Origin of the sequence: Mesorhizobium sp. M0800 (assembly GCF_040320095.1) — a bacterium.
Lineage (GTDB): Bacteria > Pseudomonadota > Alphaproteobacteria > Rhizobiales > Rhizobiaceae > Mesorhizobium.
This window is the reverse complement of record NZ_JAMYOZ010000012.1, coordinates 19452-34193: the sequence shown is the minus strand read 5'-3', so window position 1 is coordinate 34193 and position 14742 is coordinate 19452. Positions and strand designations below refer to the sequence as shown.

Sequence of the window (14742 nt, the reverse complement as noted above, 5' to 3'; positions counted from 1 at the left end):
CTAAGAGACGGGCGAATGGCGGTTCCTGGACTCACCTTTTGTCTGAAGTCGCTTCCTTGAGCCGGTGGCGGAGTTCTTGCTTGATCGACTTCAGCACCGTTTTAGAATCGGTTTTCGGAAAATTTGTCTGGTGGCATCAATTTTCATGGGATAGGATCATTTTTCATAAGTTTTGGCGGAACTAAACCAAAATTCGATGGAAGGATTCGCTTTTCATGCCTGCGATCCAACAGCACCAATTTTCAGGTCCTGTTACCGTTTTTCAGGAAATCCGCCTTCCTGAAACGGCGACCCCGGCCGGGTACAGCGCCCTGATCGGAGCCTACAGGCTCGCCGTGCCCTTGCCCCGTAGGTTGTTCGCCACTGGCGAGCATCATCGCATTACCGAACGGGATGGCTGGCGGATCATGACCCCCCGCCATGCCCCAAATCCTACCCTCGAAGGCCACCTGACCTTTGCGCTCAAGTACGAGGGACTGGACCTTGCCGTCCTCAAGCGGCTGTTCCAAGTGACCGGTCCCGCGCCGATCGAGGCGCTGGTCCGTGAAAGCCCGACCGGCAGTTATGCCCGCCGCATCTGGTTTTTATATGAATGGCTGAGGGGCGCGCGTATCGATCTGCCGGACGCGGAGGCCGGACGATACATTCCGGTTGTCGATCCCGAGCTGCAGTGGCCGGGACCCGACAAGACCGCTTCGCGCTACCGCGTAAGGGACAATCTCCCCGGCACGCGTGAGTTCTGCCCTCTGGTGTTCCGCACCAAGATTCTCGAAAAATTCATCGGCCTTGAACTACCGCGGCGCGCGGAGGCAATCGTAGCGGACGTGCCGCGCGACCTCCTTGCTCGGACCGCCGCCTTTCTTTTGCTCAAAGACTCGCGATCAAGCTATGCGATCGAGGGCGAGCACCCGCCGCAAGATCGCATCCAGCGCTGGGGCCGCGCCATCGGCGAAGCCGGCCGCTGGCCGATCGATCGCGATGAGCTGCTGCGTCTGCAAAGAATTGTACTTGGCGACGCCCGTTTCGTAAGACTTGGCTTCCGAAAAGAAGGAGGTTTCGTCGGTGAGCATGACCGAGACAACGGCACGCCCTTGCCCGATCACATCAGCGCTCGGCCCGAGGACCTGCCGCGGCTAATCGATGGAATGGCGGCGTTCGATCAGGGCCCCGCGCAAAACCTTGATGCAGTCGTAGCCGCCGCAATCCTCGCCTTCGGCTTTGTCTACATTCACCCGTTCGAGGACGGAAACGGCCGCATTCACCGCTACCTAATCCACCACGTCCTTGCCATGCGCGGCTTCAATCCGCCGGGAGTGGTCTTTCCCGTCTCGGCCGCGATCCTGGACCAGATCAACGAGTACAGGGGCGTGCTCGAGAGCTATTCGCAGCGCCTTCTGCCGTTGATGGAATGGGAACCGGCGCCGCAATTCAACGTCCGGGTGCTGAATGACACCGGTGATTTCTACCGGTTCTTCGATGCAACCCCGCACGCCGAATTCCTCTATGCCTGCGTTCAGCGGACGATCGAACGGGACCTTCCCGAGGAAACCGCATTTCTGCAGCGCTACGATCAGTTCCGGCAGCAGGTGGACGCCTTTATCGACATGCCCGAGCGGTTGACCGATCTGCTCTTCCGTTTTCTTCACCAGAATGATGGACATCTATCGAACCGCGCGCGCGAAAAGGAATTCGCCGCGCTGACCAGTGACGAGGCAGGAAGAATCGAGGCGATCTACGCGCAAACCTTTGGTGCCCATTGAAGGTGTGATCATCAGGATCGATTTTTAGTCCGACGGTTTGCGATTCCCTTGTCCCTGCCTTCATCTCCGACGCTTGACTTGTCGCCGAGACATGCACGATTTTTTCCGCACGGTCTGACCGGCCGCCGATCAGCCGCGGCCAGAACGCGCTTGACAAACCGGAGCCGTCCCGTCCAACCTCACGCATTCACCAGGGGAGTCCCGGCAAGGGGCTGAGATACTGCTGGCATTCGCGGCGCAGTGACCCGTTGAACCTGATCCAGTTCATACTGGCGTAGGGACGGTGCAAGCGCTTTGCGGGAGTTTACGCCCGAGGTCCTGTTTCGGCAGGTCGCTAGAAGCGTCTTTTCATCCTTCCGGCACAGAACTGGGTCTCCAATGCAACGAGCAAAGGAGCCTCAAGATGAATGCCCTCACCCCCGCCGTCTCGACGGGACCGCTGCCTGCCTCACGCAAAATCCACAAATCCGGTACCATCCACCCGCAGCTCAGGGTGGCGATGCGCGAAATCTCCGTCCATCCGACAGCCGGCGAGCCGCCCGTCACCGTCTACGATCCGTCAGGCCCCTATACCGACCCGACTGTCGAAACCAGCATCGAAAACGGCCTTGCCCGGCTTCGCCACGAATGGATTACGGCGCGGGGCGATGTCGAAGCCTATGACGGCCGCCACGTGCGGCCGGAAGACAACGGATTCGCCGCAGGCGAGCGCCTGACGCCGGAGTTTCCAGTCCGTAACCGGCCGCTGAGGGCCAAGTCAGGCAAGGCGGTGACTCAGCTTACCTATGCGCGCGCCGGCATCATCACGCCAGAAATGGAATTCGTGGCCATCCGCGAGAACCTCGGCCGCGAGATCCTGCGCGGCAAGCTTGAGCGCGACGGCGAAGCCTTCGGCGCGGCGATCCCCGACTTCGTCACGCCGGAATTCGTGCGCGAGGAGGTGGCGCGCGGCCGCGCGATCATTCCCGCCAACATCAATCATCCCGAGAGCGAGCCGATGATCATCGGCCGCAATTTCCTGGTGAAGATCAACGCCAATATCGGCAATTCGGCGGTCACCTCCTCGATGGCTGAGGAAGTCGAAAAAATGGTCTGGGCGATCCGCTGGGGCGCCGACACGGTGATGGACCTATCGACCGGCCGCAACATCCACAACATCCGCGAATGGATCGTGCGCAATGCGCCGGTGCCGATCGGCACGGTGCCGCTCTATCAGGCGCTTGAGAAGGTCGGCGGCATCGCCGAGGATCTTACCTGGGAGGTCTACCGCGACACGCTGGTCGAGCAGGCCGAACAGGGTGTCGACTATTTCACCATCCATGCCGGCGTGCGGCTGCACTACATCCCGCTGACCGTCGACCGGGTCACTGGCATCGTCTCGCGCGGCGGCTCGATCATGGCCAAATGGTGCCTGCACCATCACCGGGAAAGCTTCCTTTACGAGCATTTCGCCGAAATCTGCGACATCTGCCGCGCCTATGATGTGTCCTTCTCGCTCGGTGACGGCCTTCGTCCCGGCTCGATTGCCGATGCCAACGACGCCGCGCAATTCGCCGAGCTGGAAACGCTCGGCGAGCTGACCAAGATCGCCTGGGCGAAAGATTGCCAGGTGATGATCGAGGGGCCCGGCCACGTGCCGATGCACAAGATCAAGCAGAACATGGACAAGCAGCTCGCGGTCTGCGGCGAAGCGCCGTTCTATACGCTTGGACCGCTCACCACCGACATCGCGCCGGGTTACGATCACATCACCTCCGGCATCGGTGCTGCCATGATCGGCTGGTTCGGCACCGCCATGCTCTGCTACGTCACGCCGAAGGAACATCTCGGGCTTCCCGATCGCAACGACGTCAAGACCGGCGTGATCACCTACAAGATCGCGGCGCATGCCGCCGACCTGGCGAAGGGTCACCCGGCGGCGAAGATCCGCGACGACGCGCTGTCGCGGGCCAGATTCGAGTTCCGCTGGGAGGACCAGTTCAACCTGTCGCTCGATCCCGAAACAGCGCGGTCCTTCCACGATCAGACCTTGCCCAAGGAGGCGCACAAGCTGGCGCATTTCTGCTCGATGTGCGGACCGAAATTCTGTTCCATGCGCATTTCCCACGACATTCGTGCCGAGGCGCAGAAGGAGGGCATGGCGGCGATGGCGGCGAAATACCGCGAGGGTGGTGATCTCTACATGCCAACTGGCGAGACCGGCGTGCCACTCAAGCCAGAGGCGCCGGAACCGTCATGAGGGTGCTGGTCAAAGGGGCCGGCGTTGCTGGCCTCACCGCAGCTTTCGAGCTCGCCACGCGCGGCGCGGCTGTGACCGTTGCCGAGACAAGGCACAGCCTTGGCGGCAATGCGTCATGGTTCGCCGGTGGCATGCTGGCGCCCTGGTGCGAGCGTGAAAGCGCCGAGCAGTCCGTGCTCGATCTCGGACGCAACGCCGCAGACTGGTGGGATGCGGCGACGCCTGACCAGGTGACACGGGCAGGAACACTGGTCGTGGCCGCGCCGCGCGATTCGGGCGAGCTCGACCGGTTCGCCCGCCGCACGTCGGGCCATCGGTGGGTCGATGAAGATGAAATCGCGTTGCTGGAGCCCGACCTCGCCGGCCGCTTCCGTCGTGGATTGCTCTTCCCCGACGAAGCCCATCTCGACCCGCGCCAGGCGATGGCGGCACTGCATGACAGACTAGCAGCGATGGGCATCGAATTCCGCTTCGGCGCCGACGCCCGGCTTGGCTCCGGTTTCGGTCGTCAGATCGACTGCACGGGCATGGCCGCCATAGACGACCGACTGCGCGGCGTTCGCGGCGAGATGCTGATCCTGCGCACGCCCGATGTCTCGCTCTCGCGCCCGGTCCGACTGCTGCATCCGCGCTTTCCGCTCTACGTAGTGCCGCGCACTGACCACCAGTTCATGGCCGGCGCGACGATGATCGAGAGCCAGTCCGCTGGACGGGTCACGGCGCGTTCCATGATGGAGCTTTTGGGCGCGACCTATACCCTCCATCCGGCCTTTGGCGAGGCCGAGATCGTTGAAACCGGTGTCGGCGTCCGTCCAGCCTTTCCCGACAATCTGCCGCGTGTCGAAGCACGCGAAAGCACCGTGGCGATCAACGGGCTTTATCGCCATGGCTTTCTTCTCGCGCCCGCCATGGCGCGCCAGGCGGCCGAACTCGTCTTCAGTCACCACAAACCCTTGGAGCCCGCCGATGAAACTGATCGTCAACGGCCAAGCGCTTGAGATTGACGCCTCAACGCTGGCCGAACTACTTGCCGCGCTCGACTATGAAGGCGATTGGCTGGCGACGGCCGTCAACAGCGACCTCGTGCACAAAGCCAACCGGGCGGAGTTCCAGTTGAGCGAGGGCGACCGGATCGAAATCCTCTCACCGATGCAGGGAGGCTAGCATGTTCGAGCTTCTCGGGACGACGCTTCCCTCTCGGCTGTTTCTCGGCACGGCTCAATATCCATCGCCGGCCATCCTTGCCGATGCGGTCCAGGCATCGGGCACGTCGGTGGTGACCGTGTCCCTGCGGCGTGAAATGGCCGGCGGCAGGGACGGCGAAAAGTTCTGGTCGTTGATCCGCTCGCTTGGCACAAGAATCCTGCCCAACACGGCCGGCTGCCACTCCGTCAAGGAAGCGATCACGACGGCGAGAATGGCGCGCGAGGTGTTCGGGACGACCTGGATCAAGCTCGAGGTGATCGGCAACCACGACACTCTGCAGCCGGATGTGTTCGGACTGGTCGAAGCCGCCCGCATCCTGTGCGAGGATGGGTTTTCGGTATTCCCCTATACCACCGACGACCTTGTTGTCGCCGAGCGGCTGCTGGAGGCGGGCTGCAAGGTCTTGATGCCGTGGTGCGCACTGATCGGTTCCGCCCTCGGACCGATCAACATAACTGCGCTGCGCTTGATGCGCGGACATCTCCCTGGCGTCCCGCTGATTGTGGACGCTGGCCTCGGGCGGCCGTCGCATGCGGCGACCGTCATGGAACTCGGCTTTGACGCCGTGCTCCTGAACACGGCGGTCGCCAGGGCAGCCGAGCCAGTCGGCATGGCGCGCGCATTCGGCAAGGCAGTCGATGCCGGCCGTGAAGCCTTCCTTTCAGGAATGCTCGAACCGCGCGACGTCGCCGTGCCATCGACACCGACGATCGGCAGGGCGGTTTTTTCATGAAGCTCGATCCCTTCTACCTGATCGTCGACAGCGCCGCCTGGATCGAAAGGTTGGCGCCGCTCGGCGTCAAGCTGGTTCAGCTTCGTATAAAAACCATGGATGAAGCCGGGTTGCGCACGGAGATCCGCAAGTCGAAGGCCTTGTGTGCTCAACATAAAAGCCAGCTCATCGTCAACGATCATTGGCGCCTGGCAATCGAGGAAGGCTGCGACTTCGTGCATCTCGGCCAGGAAGATCTGCAAACCGCCGACCTCTCTAGGATCCGGTCAGCCGGTGTCAGGCTCGGGTTGAGCACGCATGATCATGTCGAGCTGGAAACGGCCATGTTTGCCGACCCCGACTATGTTGCGCTCGGTCCGATCTATCCCACCATCTTGAAGAAGATGAAGTGGGCGCCGCAAGGGCTAGAGCGGATCAGCGAATGGAACCGGCGAGTGGCGCCGATCCCATTGGTCGCTATCGGCGGCCTCAACTCCGACCGCCTCGACTGCGTCTTTGAGGCCGGCGCCAACTGCGCGGCAGTGGTCACGGACATCAAGTTGAGCTCCGATCCCGAAGCGCGCACGCGAGAATGGATCGAAAAGACAGACCGATGGCGATGAGACGAGCAGCGCATGTGCTTGTGGTTGGCGGATCAGATTCCAGCGGGGGTGCCGGAATAGCACGCGATATCGAGACGATCGCTTCCATTGGCGTGCGCACCTGTCTCGCTGTCACCGCGCTCACAGTGCAAACGCACGACGCCGTACTGGAAATCCTTCATTCGCCACCAAGCCTGGTGGCTGATCAGATGCGCGCCGCGCTGCAGGCCAACGAAGTGGCGGCAATCAAGATCGGCATGCTCGGAACAGCCGAGACCATCGCTGCGGTTGCCGCCGTACTGCGCGAAAATCGACAGGTGCCGGCAGTACTCGATCCAGTGCTGGCCTCCACCTCAGGCCGGGCGCTCTTAGAGGCAGCCGCTATCGCTGTCATGAAGCGCGATCTGATGCCGCTTTGCCGTCTGGTCACGCCCAACCTTCCCGAACTGGCGCACCTTATTGGCTCCGAACTGGCAGTGGATGAGGACGGTGCGCTCCGACAAGGACAAAGACTGTTGGCCGCCGGCCCTCAGGCCCTGCTGATCAAGGGTGGGCATGCCTCGGGACTCCGATCGACCGATATTCTATTACGCTCCGATCATGAACCCATCCACGTCGATACACCGCGCCTTGCCACATCAATGCGCGGAACAGGTTGCATGCTGGCCAGCGCGATTGCGGCGCATCTGGCGAAGGCGAAGCCGCTTGAAGACTGCGTGCGCGAAAGCAAGCGGCTTGTCTTCGCCACGTTTCAGAGGAATGGAGCAGAATGAACCCGGCTATGCGGTACAAGCAGCTTTGGCCGCTAGTATGCTGGATCCTGAGCGTCTTGCTCGCTGGCGCAAACTCTTAGACGAAAATCGCAACAACACGGGGTTCGAACCGGACCTCGTGGCAGCAATTCGGCCGCGGTCGCGGCGATCATTCATGAAGGAGGAGAGCTGGTCCTCTTGTTTCGAGGGGATCGGCAGCTCGTAGTTCGCAGTTTCGTTCAGTCCGGGGAGCCACCTCAGATCAAAACTGCGAACGCCCCTTACACGCGGTTCCACTCCAGTGCCGCCTTCCTCCGTCGCGAGCGTCTGTAAGAGTTTGATCTTGGAGCCAGTGATCCGTATTTCGGCATCTCCCATTTCAAGCCACTGCACTAGCGCCTGCAGATAGTGACGGCTGAGCCCACCATCCGTTCGAATCTTCTTCCGCGCCTCAATGCCAAAGCGGTGAAGCAACTCAGGCATGATCCTGGTTTCCCCACTTTCCCTGCGCCCTTCAGCACGCTCGGCGTCGGCACGTGCAGCGTCTCGGGCTCGCTTCAGTTCACTGACGGGCCCTTTGAGATTAGAATCATCCAAATCGGCGAGGCCATTTCATCGCTTCGTACAATCGCGTTAGCTTGGCCTCAGCGTCCGCCGCCTGCCTCTTCAGCTCGATGACTCGGCCTTTTTGCCGCTCTGCTTGCCCGTCGCGACGCCTAATCAAGCCCGACAGCAGCTCCATGCGGCACTCGTTGACAAGCCTGCCGTGATATGAACAGGATTATACAGGCTCACTGAACAGGTACCATATGAAGCGGCGCTCGGTTCAACTGTCTCCCGGCACGGGCAAACCCGAACAGATCGCCACCGTTCTCGAACATGAAATCCGCTCCGGTGTTCTCGGCTTCGGCGACCGGCTGCAAAGCGAGAACAAGCTCGTCCAGCGTTTCTCCGTCAGCCGCAACACCGTCCGCAAAGGCCTCGAGGAACTGTCCAACCGCGGGCTGATCACCACCAAAGTCGGCATCGGCTCTTTCGTCACCTTCGATGGCAAGCCCGTTGATGACTCCATCGGTTGGTCGCGGGCGCTCGCCAACGCCGGCGCCAACGCCGAGACGCGGACGCTGCGGCTCGAGGTGATCGAGGACCCCGGTCTTGCCGCACTGCTTGGTATAGAAAACCCGTTTTTCATCGCTGTCGACCGGGTGCGCACCAATGCCAGCGACGGCCACGCCATCTCCATCGAGCGCAGCCGCCTGCCATTATCGCCGGAACTGGAGGATGTGCCGTTGCGCGGCCTGCGCGAAGGCTCGCTGCACCAGACGCTGCGCGGCGCCGGCCTCATTCCTGACCATGGCGAGGAATGGGTCGGCATCGAAATGCTCAACGCCGAGGACTCTGCGATCCTCGGCTGCCCGCAAGGCACGCCGTTCCTGCGCGGTCGCCGGTTGACCCGCGCCGCCGATGACCGGCCGATCGAATATGTGACCAGCCTGCTCAACCCGGCGCATTTTGCGCTGCATATGAGGTTCTGAGTGATGCCGGACGACATCGGGAACATGACCGACCGGGCCATGGGGGCGCTTGTCGGCGGGGCACTGGGAGATGCGCTGGGCATGCCGACGCAGCTTTTGTCGCCGGCCCGGATTGCCGAACTCTACGGCCATGTAGAGGGCTTCATTGCTCCTTTCGCCGACCATCCGGTGTCGAAGGGGCTCCCCGCTGGAACGATCACCGACGACACCGAACAGGCGCTTCTGCTTGGCCGTATCCTGGTCGAATCCGGCAACCGCTTCGATCATGCGCGGTGGGTCAACGCGCTGCTCGACTGGGAGCGCGACGTCAAGGCGCGCGGCAGCTACGATCTGCTGGGGCCATCAACCAAACGCGCCATCGACGCCATCAACAATGGCGTGTCGGCCGAGGAAGCGGGGCGCAGCGGCGATACAAATGGTGCGGCCATGCGCATTGCGCCGGTCGGCATCATGATGGCGCCGGAGCCGCTGGACGCGCTGGTCGCCAAAGTTGCCGAGACCTGCCGGGCCACGCACAACACCTCGATTGCCATTGCGGCCGCAGCCGCCGTTGCGGCGGCCGTCAGCCGCGGCGTCGCCGGCGGCGACTGGCGCGCCGCTTCCGACAGCGCCATCGCCGCGGCGCAGAGCGGAGCAACGCTCGGCCATTGGGTGACCGGCGGTGACATTGCCGCGCGCATTGGGTGGGCGCAGGAGCTTGTGCGCGGCAAGGCGACGAAGGACGCGATCCGGCTGATCACCGATCTGGTCGGCACCGGCGTCGCCAGTCAGGAGTCCGTCCCGGCTGCATTCGCCGTACTGGAAGTCGCCGGCGGTGATCCCTGGCAAGCGGCGGTCATCAGTGCCAATCTCGGTGGCGATACCGACACGATCGGCGCCATCGCGACCGGCATGGCCGGCGCCTGCAGCGGCTTTTCCCGATTGCCTCAGAACCGCATTGCTGACCTCAAGGGCATCGACATAGCGGCGGTTGGCGCGCTCACCGCCGACCTTGTTGCGGCCCGTATATCCAAGCGCCGTGCGGACAGGACCGGTCCCGGCAAGGATGCGGCGGCATGAGTGGGCGTCTCGTCCATGTCGGCAGCACGGTGGTCGACTATGTCTATCGCATCGACGCCTTGCCGGCGCCGGGTACGGAGAAGACGGCGTCGAGCTACACGCAAGTCGCCGGCGGCGGCTTCAACATGATGGTCGCGGCCAGCCGCACCGGCATGAAGGTGGTGTTCGGCGGCCAGCTCGGCAGCGGACCCAATGGCGACTTCCTGCGCACGGCCTTAGCCAGTGAGGGGATCGAGACACTGACGCCGCCATCGCCCGTCATGGACAGCGGCAATTGCGTCGCCATGATCAGCAGCGATGCCGAGCGCACCTTCGTCTCGTGGCCTGGTGCGGAGAGCTTGCTCAGCCTTGACATGATGGCGCCCGTCTCGGTCGCACCGGGGGATTGGGTGTTCACCTCCGGCTATACGCTTAGCTATCCGGGAAGCCGAGACGCGCTTGTCGACTGGATCGAGGCACTTCCGGCCGACACACCGCTTGTCCTCGACCCGACACCTGTCGTCGTCGACATTCCCCGCCCTATCCTGTCGCGGATACTCGCCCGCACCAACTGGTTGAGCTGCAACACGACGGAAGCGGCCGCGATTGCCGGTCCGGGCGGCGTCGAGACACTCGCGTCACGGCTTCTTAGCGACCACTCCCCGAAGGCCGTCGGCGTCGTTATTCGCGCCGGAGCGAAAGGCTGCCACATGCGGCTGGCCGACGGCTCGGCGCAAACGAGTGCCGGCTTCGAGGTCGACGCCATCGACACCAATGGCGCCGGCGACACCCATATCGGCGCTTTCGTCAGTGCGCTGGCGCGCGGCGCGCCGCCTTTTGAAGCAGCGCGCTATGCCAATGCGGCAGCGGCCATTTCCGTCACCCGCCACGGTGGTTCATCAGCGCCGACCGACCACGAGATCCAGACATTCCTAAGCCATGCCGGCGGTCCGCCGATCGGCCTCCATGGCCGGAAGCAAGAGGCCAAACGCCCGACAGCCTGACAAAGCCCGGGAAGCGGGCAAACACAGAGAGGAACGAACATGCGCATGCCCGACTTGACTGCCCTGCTGACGGCGACCGCCGTCTTCACCTCCGCACTCGCATTTGCCGCCAAGGCCGACGAGGTCCACGTACTCAACTGGAAGGGCTACGGCGCCGACGAGCCGTGGGCCATCGAAGCCTTCGAGAAGGCGACCGGCAACAAGGTCGTCAACGATTTTTTCAATTCCGAACAGGAGATGCTGACCAAGCTCAGGACCAATCCCGGCCTTTACGATGTCGTCATGATCAACGCCGCCTTCAACGACCAGGCGATGGCGGAAAAGCTGATCCAGCCGATCGACACGTCCAAGCTGCCGAACTTTGCCGACATCAGCAAGGACAAGGCCGGATCGCCGATGCTCGTCCATGACGGCAAGGTCTATGGCGTGCCCTGGGTCTGGGGGCTGACGGCGCTCGCCATCAATGAAAAATCCTTTGACAAGCCGCCGACGAGCATCGCCGAAATGTGGGATCCCGCTCACAAGGGCCGCGTCACCATCCGTGATGATGCCGTCGAGGCGGTTCAGTTCGGCGCCATTGCCAGCGGCCAGAACATCAACGACATCAAGGATATGGAGGCGGTCAAGGCGAAGCTCACCTCGCTGATGCCGCAGATCAAGACGTTCTGGAGCTCGGAGAACGACTGGAACCAGATGGCTGCCTCTAACCAGATCGACATCGGCACCTATTGGAGCGGCTCGGCCGACCGCGCCAAGACCCATTTCAAGCTGCCGGTCTCGCTCGTGATCCCGCAGGAGGGCGCTGTCGCCTGGCTCGACGCCTTCTCCATTCCGGTCGGTTCCAAGAATGTCGCCGGCGCCGAGGCCTTCATCAACTACATGATCGACCCGAAGTTCTATGTCGAATGGGTCACCAAGGTCGGAGCCCCGGTATCCGCCAACACCAAGGCTGTAGAAGCACTTCCCGGGGATGCGTTCAACCGCAAGGTGATGGGTGACCCGGCAGTCGCCAAGCGCATTCAGTTCCAGGCGCCGATCACAGACGCCCAGCGCGAAACCTATCTGTCGCTCTGGCAGCAGCTCAAGGTCGACGTGAAGTAACAGCAGAAGCCGGGATCAGCCGACCATCCATGTCGTCTGATGCTTCCCCATCCTGGGAGGAGGATGTCATGGCAGCACAGGTTGCGGCCGCGTCGCGCAGCGGATTGAGATCGGCCTTGCCGCTGCTGGCGCCTGCCTATCTCTGGCTGACGGTTGCGATCTTCCTGCCGCTCTCAGCCATGGTCTTCTTCTCCTTCATGACCGACCTGCCGCTGTCGGGAAAGCCGTGGGCGTTCACGCTCGAAAACTATGCCGCCTTCTTTTCACAGAGCCTTTATCTGACATTGCTTTTGGCCTCGCTGCGCCTCGGCCTCGAGGTGACGCTGTGGTGCATCGTCATCGGTTATCCCGCCGCTTATGTGCTGGCCAAGGTGCTGAAAGGCCGCAGCCGAGAGGCGATTTTCCTTCTCGTCATCCTGCCGTTCTGGTCGAATGGGCTGGTGCGCATCTTCTCCTGGGCGATGGTGCTGCGTGAAGGAGGCATTCTCGACACCGCGCTCAACGCCGTGCTGCCGTTCAAGATCAACATCGACCTGATGTATTCTTATCCGGCGGTCATCATCGGGCTGGTGCACTCCTACGTACCTTACATGGTGCTGACCTGCTACTTGACCCTGCAGGCCATCGATGACTCGCTGATAGAGGCCGGGCGCTCGCTCGGTGCCTCGCGGCTGCAGGTGCTGAATCGGGTCATCATTCCGCTGTCGTTGCCGGGGCTGGTGGCGGGCGCAGCGCTCATCTTCGTCCCGGTTGTTGGTTCGTTCATGGAACCGCGCATCCTCGGCGGCCGTACCGGCACCTTTTACGGCACTGTCATCGAGGACCAGTTCGTCGCAGTGTTCAACTGGCCGCTGGGTGCTGCGCTCTCCTTTATCCTGTTGGCCGTCGTGCTGGTCATCCTGGCGGTTGCCTCGCCGGTGCTGCGGAGGACTACGTGATGGCGACGACACGTGTTCTCGAATGGCTCGGCCGCCTCTACATCTGGCTATTGCTCGCCTTCCTCTATGTGCCCATCGTCATCATGGCCCTGATGTCTTTCAACGTTTCGCCCTTCTACCAGCTGCCGTTCGAGTGGACGACGGAATGGTATGTCTCGCTGTGGCACAACGCCCAGCTTATCTCAGCCACCTGGAACAGCGTCGAAATCGCAGTCATCAGCACCATCATCTGCGTCGTGCTTGGCTCGGCCGCGTCACTTGCGCTCTACCGCTATGAGTTTCGCGGCAAGAAATTCCTGCAGGCGCTGCTGTTTCCGCCAATCGCCATTCCGTGGCTGATAACCGGCACGGCGATGTTGATCTTCTTCTTCGGCGTCGGCATTGGGCGCGGCCTGTTCGCCATCCTGCTCGGGCACGTCGCGCTTGCGCTGCCCTACGTCATTGTCGTCGTGTCGGCCCGACTGCAGACCTTCGCGCCCGAGTTGGAAGAGGCGGCGCGCTCGCTCGGCGCCAATCAATGGCAGGTGACGAACCGCGTCACGCTGCCCTGGATCATGCCGGGCGTCATTGCCGGCGGGCTGTTCGCCTTCGCCGTGTCCTTCGACCAGTTCGTCGTATCCTACTTCCTGTCGACGCCCGGCCAGACGACGCTGCCGGTCGAAATCTACGCCGCGATCCGCAAGGGATTCACACCCGAGATCAATGCGGTCTCGACGATCATCATTGTCGTGTCGATGGCACTGATGCTGCTGACGGCGCGCTTCTTCAAATTCGGCGGAGAGAAGTAATGGCTGGCGTCCAAGTAGCGAACGTGTCGCGCGCTTTCGGTGCCCATAAGGCGCTGGACGATGTCTCCATCGATTTCGCCGATGGCGGCTTCTATGCCCTGCTCGGGCCGTCAGGCAGCGGCAAGACCACGCTGCTGCGACAAATCGCGGGCTTCGACTTTCCCGATTCCGGCCGCATCACCATAGGTGGTGAGAGCGTCGAGCGGGTGCCGGTCGAAAAACGGCGCATCGGCATGGTGTTCCAGAACTACGCCCTGTTTCCCAATATGAGCGTTGCCGGCAATGTCGCCTTCGGCCTGTCGGTGCGCGGCGAGCCCAAGGCGGTGATTGCCAGCGAGGTACAGCGCGCACTCGATCTCGTGCAACTCGGCAGGCTCGGCGGCCGCCGGCCGCACCAGCTGTCCGGCGGCCAGCGCCAACGGGTTGCGCTCGCTCGCGCGATCGTCATCCGGCCGCGCGTGCTGTTGCTTGACGAGCCACTCGGCGCGCTGGACAAGGCGCTGCGCGTCGACATGCAGATCGAGCTCAAGCGCATCCAGCGCGAGATCGGCATCACCACCATCTTCGTCACCCACGACCAGGAAGAAGCGCTGACGATGAGCGACCGCATCGGCATTCTGCGCGATGGCAAGCTGGTGCAGGAAGGCTCGCCCGAGGAGATCTACGATCGGCCGAAGAGCGAGTTTGCCGCCACTTTCCTGGGCGACGCCAACATCCTTCGCGGCGACAGCACGGGCAACGGCATCCGACTGCCGGACGGCACAGCGATTGCCGCTGGCGCGGGTGCCAAGCTTGCCGCTGGTGCCAAGGCAAGCTGCGCCGTGCGGCCCGAACGCCTCCGCATCTTCATTGATGCCGAGGCTCCGGATGCGGCCAATGCGAATGTGCTGCGAGGGCAAGTGTCCAAACGCATCTTCGCCGGAAATAGCAGCACTTACTTTGTCGAGCGTGCCGGCCAGACGCTCAAGGTGATTGTGCAGAACACCGGCGCTGGCAGGCTGGCGGAAGGTCAGGACGTCGTGCTGAGCTGGTCGCCAGAAAGCACGGTCTTGATCGCGGCGGGTTAG

At 62.6% G+C, this 14742-nt stretch carries 14 protein-coding genes, 1 pseudogene and 1 riboswitch; all 15 genes and pseudogenes read left to right on the top strand.

The window, feature by feature from the left end; genetic code table 11:
• Window positions 1-215 precede the first annotated feature (215 nt).
• The 15 genes and pseudogenes from NKI18_RS16395 (at window position 216) to NKI18_RS16325 (ending at window position 14742) form a co-directional block, all read left to right on the top strand.
• On the top strand, window positions 216-1760 hold the full coding sequence (locus NKI18_RS16395) for a Fic family protein (RefSeq protein WP_352620006.1): 1545 nt from the start codon (window positions 216-218) through the stop codon (window positions 1758-1760).
• A 182-nt stretch (window positions 1761-1942) separates the two neighbouring features.
• A riboswitch (TPP riboswitch) is annotated at window positions 1943-2059 on the top strand.
• A gap of 104 nt (window positions 2060-2163) precedes the next feature.
• The gene (gene thiC, locus NKI18_RS16390) at window positions 2164-3999 is read left to right on the top strand and encodes a phosphomethylpyrimidine synthase ThiC (protein ID WP_352620005.1); all 1836 of its coding nucleotides are present in this window, start codon (window positions 2164-2166) and stop codon (window positions 3997-3999) included.
• Complete coding sequence (gene thiO / locus NKI18_RS16385; protein ID WP_352620004.1) at window positions 3996-4997, top strand: glycine oxidase ThiO; 1002 nt, start codon at window positions 3996-3998, stop codon at window positions 4995-4997. Before thiC ends, thiO begins: the two co-directional genes overlap by 4 nt.
• Entirely contained in the window at window positions 4966-5163 is a 198-nt protein-coding gene (thiS, locus tag NKI18_RS16380) for a sulfur carrier protein ThiS (protein WP_352503089.1), read from the top strand. The genes thiO and thiS overlap by 32 nt, the downstream gene beginning before the upstream one ends.
• A 1-nt stretch (window position 5164) precedes the next feature.
• Window positions 5165-5938, top strand: coding sequence for a thiazole synthase (locus tag NKI18_RS16375; protein ID WP_352620003.1), 774 nt, complete (start codon window positions 5165-5167; stop codon window positions 5936-5938).
• Window positions 5935-6540: a thiamine phosphate synthase gene (locus NKI18_RS16370; protein WP_352620002.1), complete on the top strand. Its 606-nt coding sequence runs from the start codon at window positions 5935-5937 to the stop codon at window positions 6538-6540. Before NKI18_RS16375 ends, NKI18_RS16370 begins: the two co-directional genes overlap by 4 nt.
• A complete protein-coding gene (locus NKI18_RS16365; protein WP_352620001.1) occupies window positions 6531-7292 on the top strand; it encodes a hydroxymethylpyrimidine/phosphomethylpyrimidine kinase in 762 nt (253 codons plus the stop codon). The genes NKI18_RS16370 and NKI18_RS16365 overlap by 10 nt, the downstream gene beginning before the upstream one ends.
• Window positions 7288-7430: pseudogene (locus NKI18_RS16360) on the top strand (ribosome small subunit-dependent GTPase A); the annotation flags it as partial. The gene NKI18_RS16365 and the pseudogene NKI18_RS16360, both read left to right, overlap by 5 nt.
• Before the next feature lie 650 nt (window positions 7431-8080).
• On the top strand, window positions 8081-8806 hold the full coding sequence (locus NKI18_RS16355) for a GntR family transcriptional regulator (protein ID WP_023679209.1): 726 nt from the start codon (window positions 8081-8083) through the stop codon (window positions 8804-8806).
• Between the two features lie 3 nt (window positions 8807-8809).
• On the top strand, window positions 8810-9865 hold the full coding sequence (locus tag NKI18_RS16350) for an ADP-ribosylglycohydrolase family protein (RefSeq protein WP_353020033.1): 1056 nt from the start codon (window positions 8810-8812) through the stop codon (window positions 9863-9865).
• Window positions 9862-10848, top strand: a complete 987-nt coding sequence (locus tag NKI18_RS16345; RefSeq protein WP_352619999.1) for a PfkB family carbohydrate kinase — start codon at window positions 9862-9864, stop codon at window positions 10846-10848. The genes NKI18_RS16350 and NKI18_RS16345 overlap by 4 nt, the downstream gene beginning before the upstream one ends.
• 39 nt (window positions 10849-10887) lie before the next feature.
• Window positions 10888-11949, top strand: a complete 1062-nt coding sequence (locus NKI18_RS16340) for an ABC transporter substrate-binding protein (protein WP_352619998.1) — start codon at window positions 10888-10890, stop codon at window positions 11947-11949.
• A 68-nt stretch (window positions 11950-12017) separates the two neighbouring features.
• Window positions 12018-12887, top strand: a complete 870-nt coding sequence (locus NKI18_RS16335; protein WP_352619997.1) for an ABC transporter permease — start codon at window positions 12018-12020, stop codon at window positions 12885-12887.
• The gene (locus NKI18_RS16330) at window positions 12887-13675 is read left to right on the top strand and encodes an ABC transporter permease (protein ID WP_352619996.1); all 789 of its coding nucleotides are present in this window, start codon (window positions 12887-12889) and stop codon (window positions 13673-13675) included. Before NKI18_RS16335 ends, NKI18_RS16330 begins: the two co-directional genes overlap by 1 nt.
• Entirely contained in the window at window positions 13675-14742 is a 1068-nt protein-coding gene (locus tag NKI18_RS16325; protein WP_352571235.1) for an ABC transporter ATP-binding protein, read from the top strand. Before NKI18_RS16330 ends, NKI18_RS16325 begins: the two co-directional genes overlap by 1 nt.